The sequence below is a fragment of the Chromohalobacter beijerinckii genome (assembly GCF_023061185.1).
Lineage (GTDB): Bacteria > Pseudomonadota > Gammaproteobacteria > Pseudomonadales > Halomonadaceae > Chromohalobacter > Chromohalobacter beijerinckii.
Genome location: NZ_JAKGAK010000001.1, coordinates 359,894 through 382,726, shown reverse-complemented (window position 1 = coordinate 382,726; position 22,833 = coordinate 359,894). Strand labels below are relative to the sequence as shown.

Genomic DNA, 22,833 nt, shown 5'->3' with positions numbered 1-22,833 from the left:
CCGTTAGCGTGGCACCACGCGGCGCGTGGCGTTGAAACATCAGTCCCCCGGGCCGCATTCCATGCAGCGCTCGACGATCGCCGGCCCCAACTGGAGTTGGGCGTTGAGGTCGCGCAATGCGGTGCGCAAGCCTTCCTCGACGACCGGGTGATAAAACGGCATCTCCAGCATCTCGCTGACCGTTAGGCGTTGCTGATGCGCCCAGGCGAGCAAGTGGCCCAAGTGTTCGGCGCGTGGCCCGAAGATCTCGGCACCGAGAAACAATCCTGAGCCTTGCTCGGCGTATACATGCATCAGCCCCTTGTTCATGCGCATGACCCGTGAACGTCCCTGGCCCTCGAAGGACACCTCGCCGACGGCGAAGCACTCACAGTCGCCATAGCGCGCTTCTAACTGAGGATAGCTCATCCCCACAGTGGCAATCTGCGGGTCGCTGAAGACCACACCCAGTGGCGTGCGGCGGTGCCCAGCCCTGACGTCAGGGTAGCGGCCGGCATTGTCACCAGCGATGCGCCCTTCGTCGGAGGCCTCGTGGAGAAGCGGCAACTCATGATTGACGTCGCCAGCGATGAATACATGGCTTGGCGAATCTTGGTCGTTACGGCATTGCAGCGTATGGCGGTTGTACACCGGCACACCACGGGCATCGAGCGTGAGGTGGGCCGCCTCGATATCGAGACCGTCGATGTTGGGACGCCGCCCGGTCGCGGCAAGAAGATAGTCGAAGCGTTCGGTCAGGCGCTCCCCGGTCCCGCGTTCGATGAAGGTGATGATCACGCTATCGCCGTCGCGCTCGATAGACTCGACCGTGGCGTCGGGGTCGACATAAAGCTCGTCGTTGAACGCCTGCTCGGCGTAGTCACGAATCGTAGTATCCTGGAGGGGTCCCAGCGCACCTCCCACGCCGAAGATGCGCAAGCGCACGCCGAGTCTGTGTAGCGCCTGGCCCAATTCGAGACCGATGACTCCGGGGCCGAAAAGGGCTACCGATTCAGGCAGAGTCTCCCACTCGAAGACGTCGTCGTTGATCACCAGGCGATCGCCGGCGGCCTCGAAGAAACTAGGGTAGGTGGGGCTCGAACCGGAGGCGATGACGATTTTTTCGGCCTCGACGCGGTTTTCCTCATCGACGATCAACGTGTTGGCATCGGCGAAGCGGGCATAACCGCGCAGCTTGTCGCTGTCGGGAATGCCGTCGACCGACTCGATCACGAAGCCCACGAAGCGATCGCGCTCGCGGCGAACACGGTCCATCACCGCACGGCCGTCGACTGTTACCTCGCCGCTGACGTTGATGCCGAAGGGCGCCGTGTCGCGGGCATGGTGTGCTGCCTCGGCGGCGGCGATCAGCAATTTGGAGGGCATGCAGCCGACGCGTGCGCAGGTCGTGCCATAGGGCCCGCCTTCGATCATCAAGACCGAGTCGGTATGCGCCTTAGCGGCGCGATAGGCGCCGAGGCCTGCGGTTCCGGCGCCGATGATGGCGACATCCACCTTGCGTACTTCCATGCCTGTGTCCTCGTTGAGTCGTCGGTTGTGAAAATGAGCGAGCCGTCGCGTGTCGCTTGGCTACTTGAAAGCGCGGGTAGTATGCCGAGGAGCAAGGTTGTGATGAATTTGATTAAAATTAAATTTCTGATAGCTAAAAACGATGAAGGGGCGGCGGCTTGAAAGTTGGTCTCATGCCTTCATTTAGAATGAATAGGCTATAGTGGCTTTGTGAGAAGATGACGCCGCGCAGAAATAGCGCAAATCATTGGCACGAGACGTAATACACAGGGCTCGGCTCTTCGGGAGGCAACATGAACGCACGCGATTACTTGGCCAAGCAGGGCATCGGCCTCGATAAGGAAGAGGACAAGCCCACGACCCTCGAAGAGCAGGCCTGGGCACGCGCTCGGGGCGCGGCAAGCCAGCGCCCGCGTAGTGGTACCCCGCATGATTGGGAAGATTGGGAGCGTCACCACGAAACGCTGGCCTCGGGCGCCGATGAGGTGCGCCAGAAGATCGATCCCGACGCGCATTCGCATGCGCCGGGAGTCGAATATTGCGATCCTCGTGGCAAGCAGTAGCCAGGCTATCGAGGCGTCTGCCCCTTGCGTATCATGCTAGGCGGTGAATACCACCAGTGGGGGCGCCCCACACGACTTTGAAAGACTCTGAAAGGACGCATTTACAAGGAGAGGATGTATGGACATTATCCGCATAATTCTGGCTATTTTGCTGCCGCCCCTGGGGGTTTTCCTGCAGGTCGGCTTCGGTCTGCATTTCTGGCTCAATATTCTGCTGACGTTGTTGGGGTATATTCCCGGCATCATTCATGCCGTTTGGATCATCGCTACGCGTTGACAGATGTGGCATCGCCGAGATGGTGCTCTTGATTGACGTCATCTGAGCAACGAGCCCGCCTAGGCGGGCTCGTCTTGTTTGGGTAGGGCTTGGTATGAGGTGGCTGGTTAAAAGATATGATAAAACTCCAACCATCGTTGATGTCGTTCTTGAGGATTCCATGCTGCGCAAGATTGCCCTGACATTGTGCCTAGTCGTGATGAGCCCCGTGGCACTAGGCGTGAGTGTGGGAGCGCCGCAGGTCACCTCTTATCTCAATCAGCCCTTGCGTGCCGAACTGACGCTGTCCGGTGTCGGCGATATCGATCCCCAGCGACTCAAGGTGCGTCTAGCGGATGAAGCTGCCTTCGAGGCGGCGGGACTGGGCACGACGGCGCTCGAGATGCCGCTGAACGTTGGTTTATCGAGTGATGCCACACCGCCACGTGTCACGATCAGCAGTCAGGCGCCGGTGGGACGCGCGTATCTTGAATTATTGTTGGAGGTGTCATGGCCGCAAGGACGCATCCAGCAGCCGGTGACATTACTGCTCGATCCGCCTGGCTACGTGCTGGCGAGTGCTCCTGGCGCGTCGCAGGCGGTGCAGGGAACGTCGGCGCGGCAAGCTACTTCATCGACGACCGCGACCTCTCAGCCCCAGCCTGAGTCGCCTCAGGGCGTCGTTGGGGAGGCTCGTGAGAGCGGCGCTTCGCGTTCCGCGTCGGGTACCACTTCATCGAGGCAGCACGCAGGTGGGGCCGATTCTCAGCGTGCGGCCGAGCTGGAGGCGGCACTGCAAGCCCTGCAAGTACGCATGGCTTACGTCGAGCGAGAACGTGATGCGCTGGCCGAGCGTCTCGAAGCACTCTCGCCGCTACCGCCGGTCGATGTGACCGGCGTGGCGGCCTTGCTGACACAGGCAGCGTCCGATACCCCGTCGGCATCGCCCGGCGAGCAGGCAGCGTCACCCCACGACGAGATATCCCCGAGTACGCCGACTACTGCTGCCTCGCGCGAGGGCTCCTCGTCATCCTGGTTGGGGCCACTGCAGGTAGTGTTGCTGGTCGTGTTGGCCGTCTTGCTGGCGCTCTGGGGGTGGCAGCGTTGGCGTGCCGGCCGCGAAGCGACCTATCAGGATGTGGCGGCGCGGTTGGGAGCGACGCAGCCTACCGCCAAAGCACGCCCGATCCTCAGCGACGATGATGTACCCGAGACGGCCACCATCGACGAGGCCGATATTTATATCGCCTATGGGCGTTATACCCAGGCGCGCGAATGGCTGCAGGCGCGCCTGGCGGTACATGAAAATGCCGAGTTACGACTCAAATTACTGTCGGTGCTGGGCGAGCTGGGTGAGTTCGCTGCGTTGGAGCAGGAGGCCGAACGCTTCGCGTCGTCGGTCAGTGATGAAACGCATCGTGAGGCCGAGGCCTTGGTAACGCATTATCGTCAAGTCGTTACCACGCAAGCTGCCAGCGCGCCGCATGAGTCGGTGGCATCTTCCCCAGAGGTGGACTCGCTATTCGAAGGCGCCTCGATGCCTGCCGACAATGCCAAGTCCGAGACGCCAAATGATGAGGTGCACTCGGAGGCGGTAACGCCGGCCGCCCGCCCCGACGAGGAGGCCGCGCCGCTTGAGTTCGAGCCGCCCGAGGTTCCTGGCGCGCCTACACGCCTTGACTATCAGATGCCCGAGATGGAGCCCTCGACGGAGGCCGATCCGTACGCTGAGTCGGGTGAGGCATCACAGGACGTTGCGCGTTGGGAGGTCGAGGAAGTGGCGTTCGAACCCTCGCATCTGGATAATGGGCGCGCCGCCGAGGCGCCAGTCGACGCGCTGGAGAAGGCGCGGGGGTTGCTGGCCGCCGAAGGCGACACCACGCAGGCCAAGGCGTTGCTGCAAGTCGCTGCGCGAGCCGAGGACGATAGCGTGGCGCGTGAAGCCAAGGCGCTGATGCGTGAATATGACAGCGTCTGAGTGCTATACGCAGACGTTTGCACGACATACCCAAGACTCAACGTGACGGATATCGATGGCCTTCTTCGAATTCCAGGATGACCACCAGCCGCTGGAAGGGCGCATTGCACTCGGTGTCGAGTACGATGGCAGTGCGTACTGTGGTTGGCAGCGCCTCACACAGGCGCCTTCGGTGCAGGCCGCGCTGGAAGCGGCGCTTTCGAAGATTGCCAATACGCCGGTGCAGGCGCTGTGCAGCGGACGTACCGATACCGGCGTACATGCCACCCGTCAGATCGTGCACTTCGATGCGCCGGTGCCCCGTACGCAAAAAGCCTGGCTGTTCGGCGCCAATGCCAAATTGCCGCGTGATATTGCGGTGCGCTGGGTGGTACCGGTCGCCGACGATTTTCATGCGCGGCTCTCGGCCTTGGCGCGGCGCTACCGTTACGTGATTCTCAATCAGCCATCGCGACCGGTGTTGGAGCGTGCCAATGCAACCTGGTGCCGTGAGCCGCTGGACGCCGAGCGCATGCATGCCGCCGCCCAGGCGTTGATCGGCGAGCAAGATTTTTCGAGTTTCCGCGCCGCTGGCTGCCAGTCGAAAAGCTCCCATCGTCATGTACACTTCATCGAGGTGCGGCGCTATGGTCCGATGATCGTCATCGACATTCAGGCCAATGCGTTCTTGCATCACATGATCCGCAATATCGCCGGCGCATTGGTGGCCGTCGGACGCGGCGATCACCCGACGACCTATCCTGGTGAGTTGTTGGCGCTGCGTGACCGAACTCAGGGCAATGTCACGGCGCCGGGTTGCGGGCTGCATTTCGTCGACGTGTACTACGATGAGCGCTTCCAATTGCCACAAGAGCCGCTTGGCCCGAACATGCTGGCGTTCGTCGGGGAGTGGAGCGGCGAGCGTACGTTGCCGGATAGCGAGTGGGCGCGTGAGCGTCGCCAGCGCCGCGTCCATCCACCGCGTCGGGAGGTGTCGTCATGAAGACGCCGATGCAGCGAACTCGCGTCAAGATCTGCGGCCTGACGCGTGAGGAAGACATCGAAGCGGCTGTGGCGGCGGGTGCCGATGCGCTGGGCTTCGTGATGTGGCCGGGCAGCGCGCGGGCCATCGACGAAGCGCGCTTGGCGCGGCTATCGGCGTGCGTGCCGCCCTTCGTCACACGGGTGGGGCTGTTCGTCGACCAGCCGGAGGCCGAGATTCGGCGTTGCGCGCGGTATCTTGATTTGGTGCAGTTGCATGGCGACGAGACCGCCGAGGCGTGTGCGGCGTTGGATCTCCCCTGGATCAAAGCCTTGCGTATGCGCGACGGACTCGACTTGCATGCCGAGGCCGCGCGTTATGCCGGTGCGCGCGGCCTGTTGCTAGATGCCTATCGCCCCGGGATACCGGGAGGAACGGGCGAGACCTTCGACTGGTCGCGAATCCCCGCAAACCTGGCAAAACCTGTTATTCTCGCAGGAGGCTTGTCGGCAACCAATATTGCCGAGGCCATCCAGCGGGTGCGGCCCTACGCCGTTGACGTCTCGGGAGGCGTCGAGGCGGACAAGGGCATCAAGGAACCCGCGAGCATCCGGGCATTTCTGTCCCAAGTGTTCCATACCCAAGCCCCATAGAGGTGTCATTCGTGACCAAGTTCAGCGACCTGACCCGACTGCCGGACGCCCAAGGCCATTTCGGTCCTTACGGTGGCCGGTTCGTCTCGGAGACTCTGAGCTTCGCCCTGGAAGAGCTGGAGAAGGCTTACATGAGCCTTCGTGACGATGCCGATTTCCAGGCCGAATTCGACCGTGATCTGGCCCAGTACGTGGGCCGCCCGTCTCCGCTGTACCACGCTGAACGATGGTCCGAGAAAATCGGTGGTGCGCAGATCTGGCTCAAGCGTGAAGATCTCAACCATACCGGTGCCCACAAGGTGAACAACACCATCGGCCAGGCGTTGCTTGCCAAGAAGAGCGGCAAGCCGCGTGTCATCGCCGAGACTGGTGCTGGCCAGCATGGCGTGGCTACCGCTACCGTGGCTGCGCGACTAGGTCTCAAGTGCGAGATCTACATGGGGGCCGAGGACGTCGAGCGTCAAAAGCTCAACGTCTACCGCATGCGGTTGCTGGGGGCCGAGGTGCATCCTGTCGAGTCCGGGTCGCGAACCCTCAAGGACGCCATGAACGAGGCGCTGCGCGACTGGGTAACCAATGTCGACGATACCTTCTATATCATCGGTACCGTGGCTGGGCCGCATCCCTATCCCGCCATGGTGCGCGATTTCACTGCGGTGATCGGTCGTGAGGCGCGCGAGCAGAGCCTGGCACAGATAGGTCGCCTGCCCGATGCCCTGGTGGCTTGCGTAGGGGGCGGCTCCAACGCCATCGGCCTCTTCTATCCATTCCTCGAGGATGAAGAAGTGGCCATGGTAGGCGTCGAGGCCGGGGGAGACGGTGTCGAAACTGGGCGTCATGCCGCACCGTTGACTGCCAATGCGCCCAGCGGGGTGCTGCATGGCAATCGGACTTATCTGATGTCCGACGCGAGTGGCCAAGTATCGGATACGCACTCGATCTCCGCCGGTCTCGACTATCCTGGCGTTGGCCCCGAGCATGCACTGTGGAAGGATGTCGGTCGTGTCGGCTATGTGGCCGCCAACGACGATGCGGTGCTCGAGGCGTTTCGCGAGTTGACCCGCATCGAAGGCATCATGCCCGCCCTGGAATCGGCTCATGCACTGGCTCATGCCAAGGTGATGGCGGCCTCCATGCGCCCCGACCAGCACATCGTCGTCAATCTTTCCGGGCGCGGTGATAAGGACATTCACACGGTGGCCAAGCTCGACGGTCTGGAATTTTGAGCATGACTATGAATCGTATCGATCAACGTTTTGCGGCACTCAAGGCCCAGTCGCGCCGTGCCTTGATTCCATATATCACCGCCGGTGATCCTGCGCCGCAGTATACCGTCGGCTTCATGCATGCCTGCGTCGAGGCAGGCGCCGATGTGTTGGAACTGGGCGTGCCATTTTCCGATCCCATGGCCGATGGGCCAGTGATCCAGAAAGCTTGCGAGCGCGCGCTCAAGCACGGGACGCGTCTGACCGACGTGCTCGACATGGTCGCGTCGTTTCGCGAGTCTGACCAGACGACACCGGTGGTGTTGATGGGATATCTCAATCCCGTCGAGCGCATGGGCTACGAAACGTTCGTCCGGCGTGCGCAAGAGGCGGGCGTCGACGGCGTGTTGATGGTCGACATGCCGCCTGAAGAAGCGACGGCGGTGGCGCCACTGTTCGCCGAGCACGGTCTACAGTCGATCTTTCTGCTGGCCCCTACCACCTCGCCTGCCCGGGCCGCTACAATATGTGCGCACGGCGAGGGTTATTTGTACTATGTATCACTCAAGGGTGTGACTGGCGCCGCATCGCTGGATGTCGAGGCCGTGGCGCGGCAGTTAGCGCCGCTACGCGAGATGACCGATTTGCCGTTATGTGTCGGCTTCGGCATTCGCGATGGCGAGACCGCTGCGGCGGTCGGCCAAGTAGCCGATGGTGTCATCGTCGGCAGTGCGCTGGTGTCGCGTATCGCCGATAACGCCGAACGTCCCGAGGCCATACCGGCGGCGCTCAAGGCTGTACTTGGCGACATGCGTGATGCGCTGGATCGCTGAGGTGGTCATGCTACCCCCTATTATTCGCTGTATCGGGCCACGGACGTGGCTCGATGCGTCAGACAAGCAACACGGAAGCGTCTCAGAACCATGAGCTGGCTAGACAAAATTGTGCCGTCGATGAGCCGTATCCAGCGAACCGATCGCCGGAAAAGCGTGCCGGATGGCCTGTGGCGTAAGTGCCCCAACTGCGAGGCGGTGCTCTATCTTCCCGAGTTGGAGCGCCATCAGAGCGTGTGCCCCAAGTGCGATCATCATCTGCGCCTGACGGCACGCAAACGACTCAACTGGTTCCTGGATACGGAAGGTCGCGAGGAGATCGCCGCCGACCTACAGCCTAGCGATCGACTCAAGTTTCGCGACTCCAAGAAGTACAAGGATCGCTTGGCGGCGGCCCAGAAATCGACGGACGAAAACGATGCCTTGATCGCCATGCGCGGCAAGCTCGATGGCTTACCGGTGGTCGCGGTGGCGTTCGAATTCAGCTTCATGGGCGGTTCCATGGGGGCTGTGGTAGGCGAGAAATTCGTGCGTGCCGCGACTCAGGCGCTGGAAGAAGGCGTACCGCTGGTCTGCTTCGCCGCATCCGGCGGTGCCCGCATGCAGGAAGCGCTTTTTTCGCTGATGCAGATGGCCAAGACATCCGCAGCCTTGGAAAAGCTCAAGCAGGCGGGCGTGCCCTATATATCGGTATTGACCGACCCTGTCTTCGGCGGGGTGTCCGCGTCGTTGGCGATGCTGGGCGATCTTAATATCGCCGAGCCCAATGCCTTGATCGGGTTCGCTGGGCCGCGCGTCATCGAGCAGACCGTGCGTGAGCAATTACCGGAAGGCTTCCAGCGCAGCGAGTTCTTGCTCGAGCATGGCACCGTGGACATGATCGTGCACCGTCATGATATGCGTGAGCGTGTGGGCGGTGTCATGCGCAAGCTGACGCATCAGTCGCGTCTCGGCCAGGAGAGTGAGGCTGACGAAGCGCCGACCCAGAGCACACTGGACGAGTTTTCCCAGGCCGATCACTGAATGGCTGACAAGACCACTCTGGAGGCTTGGCTGGCGCATCTCGAGCGCCAGCATCCCGTTGCCATCGATCTGGGGCTCGAACGGGTCACTGCGGTCGCCGCACGCCTAGGGCTCAACACCAGGGCGCTGGCGGGGCGTGTCGTCACCGTGGCCGGCACCAACGGCAAGGGCTCGACCGTGGCCATGCTCGATGCGCTGGCGCGCGAGCATGGCTGGAGTAGTGCTGCTTATACGTCACCGCACCTACAGCGTTACAACGAACGCCTGTGCTTCGATGGCCAAGAGGTCGATGATGCCGCTTTGGTCGAGGCCTTCGAGGCTGTCGAAGCGGCCCGCCTTGCAGATGAAGAGATTAGCCTTACTTACTTTGAAGTCGGCACATTGGCTGCCTTGTGGTTGATTATGCGCCAACAACCCGATGTTGCGTTGCTTGAAGTGGGGCTGGGGGGTCGGTTGGACGCGGTCAACGTCATCGACTCGGACGTGGCGGTGGTCACCACCGTAGCTCAAGATCATGCCGCCTTTCTGGGCACGCATCTCGAGACCATCGGTCAGGAAAAGGCCGGCGTCATGCGTCCAGGTCGCCCGGCGGTGCTGGGTAGTACCGCCTTGCCGGCGAGTGTGCGCCAGCATGCCGAGAGCCTGGCGGCGCCGGTATTCGCGCTTGGCGAGCGTTTCGACTGGCAAGCCACAGCCGATGGCTGGCAGTGGCAGGGCGAAACCATCACTGGCGAGGCCCTGACTCTGAATGCGCTCCCCGATCCCTACCTGCCATTGGACAATGCCGCGACGGCATTGCAGGCACTGACGTTGGCGGGGATTTCCCTGGAGGGATCGGCGTGCCAGCGGGCATTTGGTCGAGCCGTACTGCCCGGGCGGCTGCAATGGCAGGGCCCCTGGTGTCTAGATGTCGGTCATAACCCGCATGCCGCCGCCTATGTTGCTAGCTCCTTGGCACAGCGTCCGGCGCGCGGGCGACGTCTTTGTCTGCTGGGCATGCTGGCGGACAAGGATGCCAAGGGTGTGATCGAGGCGCTGGCGCCTCAGATCGATGCCTGGGTCCCGGTATCGTTGAGCGGTGATCGCGCGCGCGATGCTGAGCAGTTGGCCGCCTTTTTGGCGACGTGCGACGCTCAGGTGTTGCATTGCGCCGCGTCGCCGGACGCTGGCGTACGCTGGTTGCACACCAACATGGACAATGGCGACGAGGTGCTGGTCTGCGGCTCGTTCTGGACCGTCGCTGAGGCTTCGACCACCCTTGAATCACTCGGGGTCGTGGCGAGCCCAAGGAGTGTGTCATGAAATATGGAATTCGTGAGCGGGTCAGTGGCGCGATCATCCTCGTCGCGTTGGCAGTGATTTTCCTACCTATGTTGCTCGATGAGCCGACTCCGCGGAGCGAGCGCCCCGAGCCGGTACTTACCATCGAGCAGCCGATTTCCGTTGATCAGCGTGATGTCGACTCTCCCGAGCCGCCTGCCAATCTTGAAGAAGACGCGGACAATGACAGGGTCGTCGAGCCAGCGACCGAGGCCCAGCTTGGTCAATCCGACGCCGATGCTGCTTCGCAGCCAGCGTCTTCGCAGCCAGCGGGTTCCGATGACGGCGCGGCATCCGATGAAGCGGATTCCGTGAACGACGATCCTATTGCCGCCATCGCTGAGCAGTCGGCATCGTCGGAAGCGCAAGGGGACACTGGTGAGTCGCCAACGACATCCGAGGTGCAAGACGGCTGGGCAGTGCAGGTTGGTAGCTTCGGGCAACCGGACAATGCCAAACGGCTCGTCGAAAAGCTCTCGTCACAAGGGTTCGATGCCTATCAGCGTCCGCGCGACAATGATCTGACCACGGTGTACGTCGGTCCGTTTGGGACCTCCGATGAAGGTGAGCGCGTGCGCACCGAACTCAAGGAAGATGCCAATATCCAGGGGCTCTTGATTCGCGTGCGGGAGGAGTGATGACGCTGACCTGGCTCGATTGGGCCTTCCTGGCGGTATTGACCGTCTCCATGCTGGCCGGTTTCATGCGGGGGCTGGTGCGCGAAGCCTTGGGACTAGCGGCCTGGGTGGCGGCATTGTTGGGCGCGCGGATGTTCGCCCCGGCGGTAGCCGAAATGATGGCGCCCTATATCGATCATCCCGAGATTCGCCTGGTGCTGGGCTTCGTGCTGGTCATTTTCGTCATCGTCATGCTCTGCGGATTTTTGATCCGTATGATCAACGCCGCTATCGAGTGGGTCGGCATGGGATTTTTCAACCGTGTCGCCGGCGCGACGTTCGGTGCTGCTCGAGGCGCGTTGATTCTGGTGCTGGCGACGGTCATCTTGACATTGACGCCGCTATCGGGGATCGCCGCATGGCAGAATGCGCAATTGCGCCCGGCCTTCGAGCAATTGCGCGATTGGTCGGTGGACCGCCTGGAGGCGTGGGAAATCGACACCTCAGGTGCCGAACGTGCCTTGCGCGACACGGGCCGCGAGGCGGCCGAACAAGCGCTGGAAACGCCGCCCGAGGCACCTGCATCGAACGCACCAGCGGATAAGACGGCGCCCTGAAGGCGCCTTTATGCATGACAGGCTTTAACCGCGAACGGCATTCATCGCATGCCGTTCGCTACTCTCAAGGCAAGCGAGGAAAGGCACAATGTGCGGTATCGTGGGCCTCATGGCCAACCAGGCGGTCAATCAGTCGCTGTATGACGCGCTGACAGTGCTCCAACACCGTGGCCAGGATGCCGCCGGGATGATGACATGGCATGAGGGACGCTTCCTGCTGCGCAAGAGCAATGGCCTGGTGCGTGATGTGTTTCATACGCGCCACATGACGCGTCTGCGCGGCAATATGGGGATTGGACATATTCGTTACCCGACGGCCGGCTCGTCGAGCGAAGCTGAATCGCAGCCATTTTATGTCAACTCGCCTTATGGTATCTCGCTGGCGCACAACGGCAATCTGACCAATTCCGAACAGCTCAAGCGCGAGTTGTTCTTTTCCGATCTGCGCCACATCAATACCAGCTCCGATTCCGAAGTCCTGCTCAATGTGTTCGCGCACGAGCTGGGCAAGCAAGGGCACGACCTTTCCCCAGATGACATCTTCGATGCCGTTCGTCGCGTCCATCGCCGTTGTCAGGGCGGTTATGCTGCGGTTGCGTTCATCAATGGCTTTGGCATGGTCGCGTTCCGTGACCCGCACGGGATTCGCCCGGTGGTCTATGGCACCCGCGACAGCGACGATGGCCAGGACGTGATGATCGCCTCTGAGTCGGTGGCGCTGGATGTCGGCGGCTTCGAGCTGTGTCGCGATCTGGCGCCCGGTGAGGCGATCTTCATCGAGACCGAGGGCAATCGGGTGCATACCCAGCAGTGTGCCGACCGCCCACAGTTGACGCCGTGCATCTTCGAGCACGTCTACCTGGCGCGTCCCGATTCGATCCTCGATGGCGCCTATGTCTACGGCACGCGCATGGAGATGGGGCGCAAGCTGGGCGATCGTATCCAGCGTGACTGGCCGGAGCATGACATCGACGTGGTGATTCCGATCCCCGATACCTCGCGTACCTCGGCGCTGGAGATGGCTCAGCATCTGGGTGTGACTTACCGCGAAGGCTTTATGAAGAATCGCTATATCGGGCGGACCTTCATCATGCCCGGGCAAACGCAGCGCAAGAAATCGGTACGGCAGAAGCTCAATGCCATCGATGTCGAGTTCGCCGGCAAGAACGTACTGCTGGTCGACGATTCCATCGTGCGCGGTACCACGTGTAAGCAGATCATCCAGATGGCTCGCGAGGCTGGTGCGCGCAAGGTCTATTTCGCCTCCGCCGCGCCGCCGGTTCGCTATCCCAACGTATACGGCATCGATATGCCGGTGGCATCGGAACTGATCGCGCATGGGCGTAGCGAAGAGGAAGTCGGCGAACTGATCGGCGCTGATCGCATCATTTATCAGAAACTCGAGGACCTCAAGGCGGCCTGTCGCGACGTCAATCCCTCGCTTGAGGAGTTCGACTGCTCGGTTTTCGATGGTGAGTATGTGACCGGCGATATCGATGCTGCCTATCTGGCCGACCTCGAGGCCGCGCGTAGTGATATGGCCAAGCGCCAGGAGAACTCAGTGCACGCTGTGGTCGACCTGCATAACGATGTCGAAGAAGAAGACTGAGGAGGTGAGACATGCATGACGGTCATGACGACGCCTTCGCGCTCGACACGCTGGCGATCCGTGCCGGCCACGACCGCACGCACGAGCAGGAACATGGCGAGCCGATCTTCACCACGTCGAGCTTCGTCTATGGCAGTGCCGCCGAAGCGGCACGCAAGTTCTCCGGCGAAGAGCCGGGTAACATCTATTCGCGTTTCACCAATCCCACGGTGCGCACCTTCGAGCAACGCCTGGCGGCGCTCGAGGGGGGCGAGCAGTGCGTGGCTACCAGCTCGGGCATGGCGGCGATCCTCGCCACGGCGCTGGCGTTCCTGCAAGCCGGTGACGAAATCGTCGCCTCGCGTTCGTTGTTTGGTTCCACGGTCAGCCTGTTCGACAAGTATCTCGGTAAGCTAGGCATCGTGACCCGCTACGTGGAACTGGGCGATTTGGACGCCTGGCAGGACGCGATCACTCCGAAGACGCGCTTGCTGTTTGCCGAGACACCCTCCAATCCGCTTTCCGAGGTGGTGGATATCACCGCCTTGGCTGATTTGGCGCATCGCCATGACGCTTGGCTCGCCATCGACAACTGCTTTTTGACCCCAGCGTTGCAGCGTCCCCTCGATTTGGGCGCCGATCTGGTGATTCATTCGGCGACCAAGTATCTGGACGGCCAGGGACGTGCCATCGGCGGTGCTGTGGTGGGGCCCGAGGAGATGCTCAAGGAACTGGTGGGCGTCGTACGCACTTGTGGCCCCTGCATGAGCCCCTTCAATGCGTGGATCTTCCTCAAGGGGCTGGAAACGCTGGGACTGCGCATGAAGGCGCATTGCGAGAATACCCTGGCCCTGGCGCAGTGGCTGGAGGCGCAGCCGGAAATCGCCCGGGTGCATTACAGTGGCCTAGAAAGCCATCCGCAGCATACGCTGGCCAAGCAGCAGCAACACGGCTTCGGTGCCGTGCTAGGCGTGGAAGTAAAAGGTGGCCGTGACGGTGCCTGGGCGCTGATCGATCATTCACGCCTGATGTCGATCACCGGCAACTTGGGAGATGTGAAAACCACTGTCACGCACCCGGCGACGACGACGCATGCGCGCTTGAGCGACGAGCAGAAGGCTGCCGCGGGGATCAGTGAAGGCTTGGTGCGCATCGCCGTGGGGTTGGAAGCGCTGGATGATCTCAAGCGCGATATCCGTCGCGGGCTCGACACGCTTGGTTGAGTCGTATCCCAGCCTGTCGGTGCGCTCGGCATGTCGTTCGAATGACGCCTCGCCCCTCCTGGGGGCGAGGCGTTTTTTCATGGGGCGTTCTTCATGGAGAACGGTCGGGTTCCAGGCTATCGACGATGTGCCGGTAGCTATTGAACCGCGAGGCGAGAATGTCGCCGCGTTCCACGGCCTCACGCAAGGCGCATCCCGGTTCCTGGCGGTGGTGACAATCGCGGAACTTGCAAAGGCCGAGATACGGTTGGAATTCGATGAAGCCGCGCGCTACCTCGTGCTCCTCGAGATGGCCCAGGCCGAATTCGCGAATGCCCGGCGAGTCGATCAGTTCACCGCCCGCCGGCAGGTGATAGAGCGTGGCCGTGGTGGTGGTGTGCGTGCCCTTGCGCGAGTCCACCGAGAGCGCGCCGACCCGCAGTTGCCTATCGGGCAGCAGGCGGTCGATCAAGGATGACTTGCCAACCCCGCTTTGGCCCACGAACACCGAGGTACGCTCGGTAAGGCCGGCATGCAGGGCATCGAGCCCGTTTTCACGCTGGGTAGAGGCGCTGACCACGTGGTATCCCAGCTCGCGATAGCGCGCCAGTAAAGTACGCAACTCACCGCCCTCGTCGGGTAGCAGGTCGGTCTTGTTGAGCACCAGCACGGGCGTGATGCCGGTCGCCTCGGCGGCGACGAGATAGCGGTCGATGAGATTGGGATGGGGCGCGGGCTCCACGGCGAACACGATCAGAATCTGTGCGATGTTGGCGGCCACGGGCTTGAGCTGGCCGCGCGCGTCGGGACGTTCGAGCACACTGCGGCGCGGCTGGCGCGCCACGACCACACCACTGCCGTCGCTTGCCGTACGCCATACCACGTCATCGCCGGTGACCAGGCCCTCGAGATTGGCGCGCAGATGGCAACGGTGGCGTTGGAGGTCGCCGTGTTCATCCTCGGCCTCCACCTCCAGAGTGCGTCCGAAATGCGCGGTGACACGTCCCAGACGTTCGGGGCCGTAATCGCCGGCCTCGAGCGCGGTATCGTCGCGCTGGGTGCGGCGTTCGGCACGTTCGGCGCGCTGGGCTTGAATCTTTTCGACCCGCCAACGTTGCTGGCGGCTGAGTTTGCGTTTGCTCATGCGCTCTCGGGACAGGGTACAATGGCCGCCATTGTAGCGTTCATTGCGCCATGCTGTCCCTAGGCCTGTACCTAGACAATGGCGCCCCGATGGAGACCCCCATGGCAAGTGACACTCCGCAAGCCCCACGTAACGACCTGCTGATCTGGATCGACCTGGAAATGACCGGGCTCGACCCTCAGCGCGAGCGCATCATCGAGGTGGCCACCCTGGTCACCGACAACGATCTGAACCTGATCGCCGAAGGGCCGGTGCTGGCGGTGCATCAGCCGGATGCGTTACTCGAGGCGATGGACGAGTGGAATACCCGCACGCATGGTGCCTCGGGGCTGACGCAACGCGTCCGCGAGAGTCGCATCGATACCGCCGAAGCCGAGCGCCAGACGCTGGCGTTTCTCAAGACATATGTGACGCCGCACAGCTCGCCGATGTGCGGCAATAGCGTGCATCAGGATCGTCGTTTCATGCTGCGGGAAATGCCCGAACTGGCCGAATTCTTTCACTATCGCAATCTCGATGTCTCGACGCTCAAGGAGCTGGCCAAGCGCTGGAACCCGCAGGCTCTGGCGGGCTTCGAGAAGCGCAATACGCACCAGGCGTTGGACGACATTCGCGAGTCGCTGGCCGAGCTGGCGCATTATCGCAAGACATTTCTGCGCGTCTAGGCGGCCTGGGGCGGCTAAAGGCCTAGGCGCTGACATGACTGACGATCAACTGCTCACGTTTGTGGCGTTGTTGCTCGAGCCCCCAGCGCACGTGTTCGCGGACTAGGTCCGAGGGGTAGGCCAGGCGCGCACGTAAGGCGCCTTCGACGCGTTCGCTCCAAGGCGCATTGCCCAGGCCGATGGCCAGGTTGCGCAGCCAGCGCTCGTAACCGATGCGACGAATCGCGCTGCCTTCGGTGCGCATCAGGAACTCTTCCTCGCTCCAGGCGAACAGGCGGATGAGCGAGGCGCGGTCGAGGTCGTGGCGCGGCGCGAAATCTTCTTCCTGCGACGCACGCGTGAAGCGGGTAAAAGGACACACCAGTTGGCAATCGTCGCAGCCGTATACCCGGTTACCCATCGCCTTGCGATATTCTTCCGGGATCGAACCAGCGAGTTCGATGGTCAGATACGAGATGCAGCGCCGCGAGTCGATGACCTTATCGTCGACAATGGCACCTGTCGGACAAGCCGTCTGACAGCTTGAGCACTTACCGCAATGCTCGCTCTCGAAGGGCGCGTCTACCGGTAGCGGCAGATCGGTGTAAAGTTCGCCGAGGAAGAACAGCGAACCGGCCTGAGGGTTGAGCAGCATGGCATTCTTGCCGAACCAGCCGAGGCCGGCTTTCTGCGCCAGGGCACGCTCCATGACCGGGGCCGAGTCGACGAAGGCACGGTAGCCGTAAGCGCCGACTTCGTCCTCGATGCGCTTGGCCAGGGTGGCGAGGCGCTTGCGAATCAGCTTGTGGTAATCGCGTCCGAGCGCATAGCGTGAAACGTAGGCGCGCTCGGGTTGTCCGAGCACCTTGGTGGTTTCCACCTCGGGGGGCAGGTAGTCCATGCGCACACTGATGACGCGCAAGGTACCGGGTATGAGTTCCTCGGGTCGCGTGCGCTTGTGGCCATGTTTGGCCATGAAGTGCATTTCGCCGTGGTAGCCGGCCGCGAGCCAGCGCTCGAGATAGCGCTCATGCGCTTCGAGATCGGTGTCGGTGATGCCAACCTGCTGGAAGCCGAGTTCGCGTCCCCACGTATGGATGCGATCGGCCAGCGAGGCGTAATCGATGGGCGAGGATGAGGACATGACGAGACCCCCGTGAAGCGAGGGCGCCACCCTAGCGCAATCGTCACGTGGAATAAATGCTTATCGTCGGCGAGCAGGAGAAAGGAGACAGTCATGACAACGACATGCAGAGTGCCGCATCCCTTGTATGGTGCTGATCAGGTCCAGGCGCTGGATCGGCGACTCATGGCTGAGGGAATGGCAGGGTTCGAATTGATGCAGCGCGCCGCGCAGGCGGCCTATAAGGCCCTTCGCTCGCGCTGGCCGGAAGCGCATCGTTTGAGCATCTTGTGTGGCGGTGGCAATAACGCCGGCGATGGCTATGTGATGGCGGCATTGGCGGCGGGCGATGGCCTCGATGTGCAGCTTGTCGCTTTGCGCGACCCCGCGACGCTGAGCGGCGACGCGGCGCGGGCTTACGAAATGGCCTGGCAGGCGGGGCTGGATGTAATCGAATGGCGACCCGAGACGGTGATCAACGGCGATGTTGTGATCGACGCGCTGTTGGGGACCGGCGCGACGGGGGAGGTGCGCGAACCGCTGCGTAGTGCCATCGAGACGCTCAATGCGACGCCGCGTCCGGTGCTGGCGGTGGATGTGCCTTCGGGGCTTTCGGCACAGACTGGGAGTATCGGCGGTGTGGCAGTAAAAGCCAGCCTGACCGTCACTTTCATCGTCGATAAATTTGGCTTGCATACCGGCGCTAGTGCGGATCATGTCGGCGAGCTGCGTGTCGAAACGCTTGGAGTGACACCTCATGGACATGATGATCTCGTGCCACTGGGCGAGCTGCAGGCGGCCGACATGCTGCAACAGGCCTTCCCTCCTCGGTCACGGGGGAGCCACAAGGGTGACTTCGGGCATGTGTTAGTGATCGGCGGTGCTCCCGGTTTCGGAGGCGCGGCGTTGATGGCCAGCGAGGCCGCGCTGCGTAGCGGAGCGGGAAAGGTCAGTTTGGCTACTGATGACGCGCATGTGTCGGCAAGCTTGGTGCGCAGCCCGGAGGTCATGGCGCGCGGAGTGGGAAAGGCCGAGGATCTCCTCGCGCTGTTCGATCAAGCCAATGCCCTGGTGGTCGGCCCGGGGCTTGGACGTCAGGCCTGGGGGCACGCCCTGTGGCAAGCGGCGCTCGCCGCAGGGTTGCCCAGCGTTCTCGACGCCGATGCGCTCAACTGGCTGTCCGAAGAAGCGACCAACCGCCGTGATGACTGGGTGCTGACCCCGCATCCCGGTGAAGCCGCGCGTTTGCTGGGTGTGTCCGGCGCCGAGATTCAGGCCGACCGGCGCGCGGCGGCACTGGCGTTGCATGAGCGCTATGGGGGCAGTGTGGTGCTCAAGGGGGCGGGTACCCTGGTCGCCGACGCGAACGGCGTCACCGTGTGTCCGTACGGCAATCCCGGCATGGCGAGCGGCGGGATGGGGGATGTGCTCTCCGGGATCGTCGGGGCGTTGTTGGCACAGGGCCAAACGCCGGGCGAAGCAGCGCGGCATGGTGTTCTGCTGCATGCCTTGGCCGGTGATGCGGCGGCGCAAGATGGGGGCGAGCGTGGTCTGGTAGCCACGGATCTGGCATCCTATGTGCGCGCGATTGGCAACCCACGTCCCCTTTGATGCCATGCGCTAACGCGAGATACCACGATAGATGCAACGCTTTCTACCCAACGAAGCCGCCCATGTCGCTTTCGGTGAAGCGCTGGGGCGTGCCCTGGATGGCCACGGCCAAGTTCACCTGGAAGGTGAGCTGGGGGCCGGCAAAACGACGCTGACGCGCGGCATCTTGCATGCTTATGGCCATAAGGGAGCCGTCAAGAGCCCCACTTATACACTTGTGGAGCCGTACATGCTGGATGGGCGCAGTCTCTATCATTTCGATCTCTACCGATTGGGCGATCCCGAAGAACTCGAGTTCATGGGCGCACGCGATATGCTCGGCGAGGACGGCTTGAGCCTCATCGAATGGCCTTCCCGAGGTGCTGGATGGCTGCCCCAGGCCGATCTCGTGGTACATCTGGCCTTGGAAGGCGAGGGCCGCCAAGTGACGCTCGAAGGACTCAGTCCGCACGGCCAGGCAGTGATCGCTGCACTGCACGCCACTCGTCAGGACAAGGAAAACGACGCTTGATGCCGTTTCATGAAAAGCCCTGGCAGACGCGATGCCATGTGAATGCCGTCCGGCAACTCATCAGCCTTGTCGTGCTGATGGTGTTTGCGATATGTCATGTGGCGCCTGCACAGGCCGCCGACGTTGACGTCGACAATATCCGTCTTTGGGCAGCGCCTGATCATGTGCGCGTGGTATTCGATTTGTCCGACGAGGTGGATAGTTCCGTGTTCAAGCTCGACGACCCGCGCCGACTGGTCGTCGATTTGAAGGATACGCAACTGGCCTTCGACCCGGACGGGGTTGATCCGGAAGATAGTGCGATAGAGGCATTGCGCACGGGGAGGCGCAATGGCGATGACTTACGTGTGGTCTTCGACCTCAATCGGAAGATAGAGCCCCACCACTTCTTGTTGCCGCCCACCGATCAGTACGGCTACCGTCTCGTGGTCGATCTCGACTACCCGGGCGAGGGCGCGCTAGATGAGCCCGTCGATCCCATCGCGGCTATGATTCGCGATCAGGAAATGGATGCTGAGCGGGAGCTGAGGCAGGCCGAGGCCGAAGGGGCGTCGCCAAGCGCGGCGTTGGCCAAGCGCGACAGCCAGGCGAAACCCCACCCCAAGCGCGATATCATCGTTGCCGTCGACCCTGGTCACGGGGGCGAAGATCCGGGAGCGATCGGACCTAGCGGTACGTATGAAAAGGACGTCGTATTGGCCATTGCACGCAAGGTCAAGGCATATATTAGTGCCACCTCGGGGTTCAAGGCCTTCCTGACGCGAGATAGTGATTACTACGTGGGCCTGCGCAAAAGGACATTGCTGGCACGCGAGCAGAAAGCCGATTTCTTCGTCTCGGTGCATGCCGATGCGGTCAAGAGCCGGGGGCCCACCGGTAGCTCCGTCTATGCGCTGTCCAAGAACGGGGCTACCTCGGAGAGCGCGCGTTGGCTGGCCGAGTCGGAAAACCGTTCCGACCTGATTGGTGGTGTCGATGGCAACCTCGACCTATCCGACAAGGACGAGGTGCTGCGTGGTGTCTTGCTTGACCTGACCATGACCGCGACGATGAATGAGTCGCTAAGCACAGGTGGTCAGGTTCTCGATAAATTGGGGCGTATCAACCGTCTGCACCGCTCTCAGGTCGAGCAGGCGGGTTTTGTGGTGCTCAAGTCGCCGGATATCCCATCGTTGCTGATCGAAACCGGGTTTATCTCCAATCCTGGTGAAGAAAAGAAACTGCGCTCGTCGGCGTTTCAAGAGAAGATTGCGGATGCCATCGGTGATGGCATCATCGCACATTTTCGTCGCCATCCACCGCCTAGCAGCCTGTTGGCCTGGCAACGTGACCAAGGGCGTGGCGAAGGGCCCGACGAATATCGTGTGCAAAAGGGCGATACCTTGTCTCAGGTGGCGGCGCGTCATGACGTGACGATGCTGGCTCTCAAGCAGGCCAACGATCTTAGTGGCGATATCCTGCGCGTGGGCCAGGTGCTGAAGATCCCTCATTCGTGAGCGTGGACATGACGTGAGCCCTATGCGCGAGGCACAATGGCGGCTATGACTGAATCTCGACGCATTCATATCCTTGATCCTCGGCTCGCCAACCAGATCGCGGCCGGTGAGGTCGTCGAACGACCGGCTTCGGTATTGAAGGAGCTGGCCGAGAACGCCATCGATGCTGGCAGCCAACGCATTGAAATCGATCTTGAGGCCGGTGGCGCCCGCTTGATTCGCGTGCGTGACGATGGGCGAGGTATCGCCGAAGACGATCTGCCGCTGGCACTGTCACGGCATGCCACTAGCAAGATCGCCTCGCTGGACGATCTCGAAGGCGTAGACAGCCTCGGTTTTCGCGGCGAAGCGCTGGCCTCGATCAGTTCGGTCTCGCGGCTCGAACTGGTTTCAAATACCCAGGATGAGCCAAGCGAAGGCTGGCGTGTGGTCGCCGAAGGGCGTCAGATGGAGCCGCGTATGAGCCCCGCACCACATCCGCGTGGCAGCTCGGTCGTGGTTCGCGACCTATTCTTCAATACCCCGGCGCGACGCAAGTTCCTGCGTACCGAGAAGACCGAATTCGGCCATGTCGAAGAGACGTTTCGGCGGCTGGTGCTGTCGCGCTACGACATCGCTTGGGTGCTGCGCCACAATCAAAAGGTCGTGCATCAACTGCGAGCGGGCGATGAGCCGGCGGCGATGGAACGGCGTGTCGGCGCGCTGCTGGGGCGCAAGTTCCTCGAGAATGCCCTGCATGTGGATATCGAAGCGACCGGTTTGCGTCTGTGGGGCTGGGTCGGGCTGCCGACGCATTCCCGGGCGCAGGCGGATCAGCAGTATTTCTTCGTCAATGGCCGCGTCGTACGTGACCGCTTGGTCGCCCATGCTGTGCGTCAAGCCTATCGCGATGTGCTGTTTCACGGTCGTCACCCGGTTTTTGTGCTCTACCTGGAGCTCGATCCGCACGTCGTCGATGTCAACGTGCATCCCACCAAGCATGAAGTCCGCTTTCGCGATGGGCGCCTGGTGCATGACTTCCTGTTCTCGAGCCTTCACCGTGCGCTGGCCGATGTCCGCCCCAACGAGCCCACCTCGCCAGACGCGGTGCCCGTGAGTGAGGGTGATGAGGTGTCGACACCGGGGGCGTCGACGGCTGCGGCCAATGGGCAACCTCGCTGGCAGCAACAGGGCATGGCGCTCGGCGCCGATCAGGAGCGTCCCGCAGCCCATCGCGTGCGCGAGTTCATGGCCGGTTACCAGGCCCTGCATCCAGAGCATGAAGAACAGCTTCTGACGCCACAGCCGCAACACACTGAGCCCGAGGCGCCGGTGGCACGTGAGCCTGATGCCCAGGTGAGGGCGATGCCCGAGGCCGACGCGACCCAGGCGCCGCCATTAGGCTATGCGGTGGCGCAGTTGCATGGTGTCTATATCCTCTCGCAGACCGCACGCGGGCTAGTCGTGGTCGACATGCATGCTGCGCATGAGCGCATTACCTACGAGCGCATGAAGCAGCAAGTGCATGGTGATGGACAAGCCCTCGGAAGATTGCAGACACAGCCGCTGCTGGTGCCGATGTCGCTGGCGGTCAGCACGCGCGAGGTGGAGACCGCAGAGCGCGAGCGCGAGACCTTCGAGCGCTTGGGGGTCGAGCTGGATGTCGCCGGCCCGGAGACACTACTCGTGCGCCGAGTGCCAGTGCTGCTCGACAATGCCGATGTCGAATCGCTGATTCATGGCATGCTGGGCGATCTTGAGCGTTTCGGGCGGTCGGACAGAGTCGAAGCGCATATCAATGAATTGCTTGCCAGCATGTCGTGCCATGGCAGTGTGCGGGCCAATCGCCGACTGACAGTACCCGAGATGAATGCTTTGCTGCGTGACATGGAGCGCACCGAGCGTAGCGGGCAGTGCAATCATGGGCGGCCGACTTGGACCGAGATGCCGATGCACGAGCTGGATAAGCTCTTTCTTCGTGGCCAGTAACGCTGGTCATT

The 22,833-nt window shown here is 62.1% G+C and carries 21 protein-coding genes; 18 read left to right on the top strand and 3 right to left on the bottom strand.

The features are described 5' to 3' along the window. Positions 1-39: 39 nt before the first annotated feature. Positions 40-1,509: a dihydrolipoyl dehydrogenase gene (locus L1075_RS01705; protein ID WP_246893788.1), complete on the bottom strand. Its 1,470-nt coding sequence runs from the start codon at positions 1,507-1,509 to the stop codon at positions 40-42. 293 nt (positions 1,510-1,802) lie between these two features. Here L1075_RS01705 and L1075_RS01700 point away from each other — a divergent pair, with 293 nt between their 5' ends. The 13 genes from L1075_RS01700 to L1075_RS01640 all read left to right on the top strand — a co-directional run bounded on the left by L1075_RS01700 (position 1,803) and on the right by L1075_RS01640 (position 14,346). Beyond that, the gene (locus tag L1075_RS01700; RefSeq protein ID WP_178999462.1) at positions 1,803-2,072 is read left to right on the top strand and encodes a hypothetical protein; all 270 of its coding nucleotides are present in this window, start codon (positions 1,803-1,805) and stop codon (positions 2,070-2,072) included. A 118-nt stretch (positions 2,073-2,190) separates the two neighbouring features. After that, complete coding sequence (locus L1075_RS01695) at positions 2,191-2,349, top strand: YqaE/Pmp3 family membrane protein (protein ID WP_040244018.1); 159 nt, start codon at positions 2,191-2,193, stop codon at positions 2,347-2,349. Between the two features lie 160 nt (positions 2,350-2,509). After that, complete coding sequence (locus L1075_RS01690) at positions 2,510-4,306, top strand: type IV pilus assembly protein FimV (protein WP_246939433.1); 1,797 nt, start codon at positions 2,510-2,512, stop codon at positions 4,304-4,306. Positions 4,307-4,361: 55 nt separating this feature from the next. Further along, the gene (truA, locus tag L1075_RS01685) at positions 4,362-5,288 is read left to right on the top strand and encodes a tRNA pseudouridine(38-40) synthase TruA (protein ID WP_040244016.1); all 927 of its coding nucleotides are present in this window, start codon (positions 4,362-4,364) and stop codon (positions 5,286-5,288) included. Then, positions 5,285-5,920 carry a phosphoribosylanthranilate isomerase gene (locus tag L1075_RS01680; protein WP_246939431.1) on the top strand — a complete coding sequence of 212 codons (636 nt, stop codon included), beginning with the start codon at positions 5,285-5,287 and terminating at the stop codon, positions 5,918-5,920. Before truA ends, L1075_RS01680 begins: the two co-directional genes overlap by 4 nt. Before the next feature lie 11 nt (positions 5,921-5,931). Then, positions 5,932-7,146, top strand: coding sequence for a tryptophan synthase subunit beta (gene trpB, locus L1075_RS01675; RefSeq protein ID WP_179861103.1), 1,215 nt, complete (start codon positions 5,932-5,934; stop codon positions 7,144-7,146). A gap of 8 nt (positions 7,147-7,154) precedes the next feature. After that, the gene (gene trpA / locus L1075_RS01670) at positions 7,155-7,958 is read left to right on the top strand and encodes a tryptophan synthase subunit alpha (protein ID WP_040244830.1); all 804 of its coding nucleotides are present in this window, start codon (positions 7,155-7,157) and stop codon (positions 7,956-7,958) included. Positions 7,959-8,048: 90 nt separating this feature from the next. Next, a complete protein-coding gene (gene accD / locus L1075_RS01665; protein ID WP_040244011.1) occupies positions 8,049-8,981 on the top strand; it encodes an acetyl-CoA carboxylase, carboxyltransferase subunit beta in 933 nt (310 codons plus the stop codon). Next, complete coding sequence (folC, locus tag L1075_RS01660) at positions 8,982-10,283, top strand: bifunctional tetrahydrofolate synthase/dihydrofolate synthase (RefSeq protein ID WP_040244010.1); 1,302 nt, start codon at positions 8,982-8,984, stop codon at positions 10,281-10,283. It abuts the gene before it with no gap. Further along, positions 10,280-10,939, top strand: coding sequence for an SPOR domain-containing protein (locus L1075_RS01655; protein ID WP_040244008.1), 660 nt, complete (start codon positions 10,280-10,282; stop codon positions 10,937-10,939). The genes folC and L1075_RS01655 overlap by 4 nt, the downstream gene beginning before the upstream one ends. Then, the gene (locus L1075_RS01650) at positions 10,939-11,535 is read left to right on the top strand and encodes a CvpA family protein (RefSeq protein ID WP_246893783.1); all 597 of its coding nucleotides are present in this window, start codon (positions 10,939-10,941) and stop codon (positions 11,533-11,535) included. Before L1075_RS01655 ends, L1075_RS01650 begins: the two co-directional genes overlap by 1 nt. An 88-nt stretch (positions 11,536-11,623) precedes the next feature. Then, positions 11,624-13,144 (top strand): amidophosphoribosyltransferase, encoded by a 1,521-nt coding sequence (gene purF / locus L1075_RS01645; protein WP_040244006.1) that lies wholly within the window; start codon positions 11,624-11,626, stop codon positions 13,142-13,144. An 11-nt stretch (positions 13,145-13,155) separates the two neighbouring features. Then, complete coding sequence (locus L1075_RS01640) at positions 13,156-14,346, top strand: O-succinylhomoserine sulfhydrylase (RefSeq protein ID WP_246939429.1); 1,191 nt, start codon at positions 13,156-13,158, stop codon at positions 14,344-14,346. A gap of 91 nt (positions 14,347-14,437) precedes the next feature. Here the strand turns inward: L1075_RS01640 and rsgA are convergent, their stop codons facing one another. After that, the gene (gene rsgA, locus L1075_RS01635) at positions 14,438-15,469 is read right to left on the bottom strand and encodes a small ribosomal subunit biogenesis GTPase RsgA (protein ID WP_040244003.1); all 1,032 of its coding nucleotides are present in this window, start codon (positions 15,467-15,469) and stop codon (positions 14,438-14,440) included. A 101-nt stretch (positions 15,470-15,570) separates the two neighbouring features. Here rsgA and orn point away from each other — a divergent pair, with 101 nt between their 5' ends. Beyond that, positions 15,571-16,134 (top strand): oligoribonuclease, encoded by a 564-nt coding sequence (orn, locus tag L1075_RS01630; RefSeq protein WP_040244002.1) that lies wholly within the window; start codon positions 15,571-15,573, stop codon positions 16,132-16,134. A 22-nt stretch (positions 16,135-16,156) separates the two neighbouring features. Here the strand turns inward: orn and queG are convergent, their stop codons facing one another. Beyond that, the gene (queG, locus tag L1075_RS01625) at positions 16,157-17,257 is read right to left on the bottom strand and encodes a tRNA epoxyqueuosine(34) reductase QueG (protein ID WP_246939427.1); all 1,101 of its coding nucleotides are present in this window, start codon (positions 17,255-17,257) and stop codon (positions 16,157-16,159) included. A gap of 93 nt (positions 17,258-17,350) precedes the next feature. Here queG and L1075_RS01620 point away from each other — a divergent pair, with 93 nt between their 5' ends. The 4 genes from L1075_RS01620 (at position 17,351) to mutL (ending at position 22,822) form a co-directional block, all read left to right on the top strand. Next, positions 17,351-18,847, top strand: coding sequence for an NAD(P)H-hydrate dehydratase (locus L1075_RS01620; RefSeq protein ID WP_246939424.1), 1,497 nt, complete (start codon positions 17,351-17,353; stop codon positions 18,845-18,847). Between the two features lie 31 nt (positions 18,848-18,878). Further along, positions 18,879-19,358 (top strand): tRNA (adenosine(37)-N6)-threonylcarbamoyltransferase complex ATPase subunit type 1 TsaE, encoded by a 480-nt coding sequence (tsaE, locus tag L1075_RS01615; RefSeq protein ID WP_246939421.1) that lies wholly within the window; start codon positions 18,879-18,881, stop codon positions 19,356-19,358. A 77-nt stretch (positions 19,359-19,435) separates the two neighbouring features. Then, positions 19,436-20,854, top strand: coding sequence for an N-acetylmuramoyl-L-alanine amidase (locus L1075_RS01610; protein WP_246939511.1), 1,419 nt, complete (start codon positions 19,436-19,438; stop codon positions 20,852-20,854). A gap of 45 nt (positions 20,855-20,899) precedes the next feature. Next, positions 20,900-22,822, top strand: coding sequence for a DNA mismatch repair endonuclease MutL (gene mutL / locus L1075_RS01605; RefSeq protein WP_246939508.1), 1,923 nt, complete (start codon positions 20,900-20,902; stop codon positions 22,820-22,822). Positions 22,823-22,833: the final 11 nt, after the last annotated feature.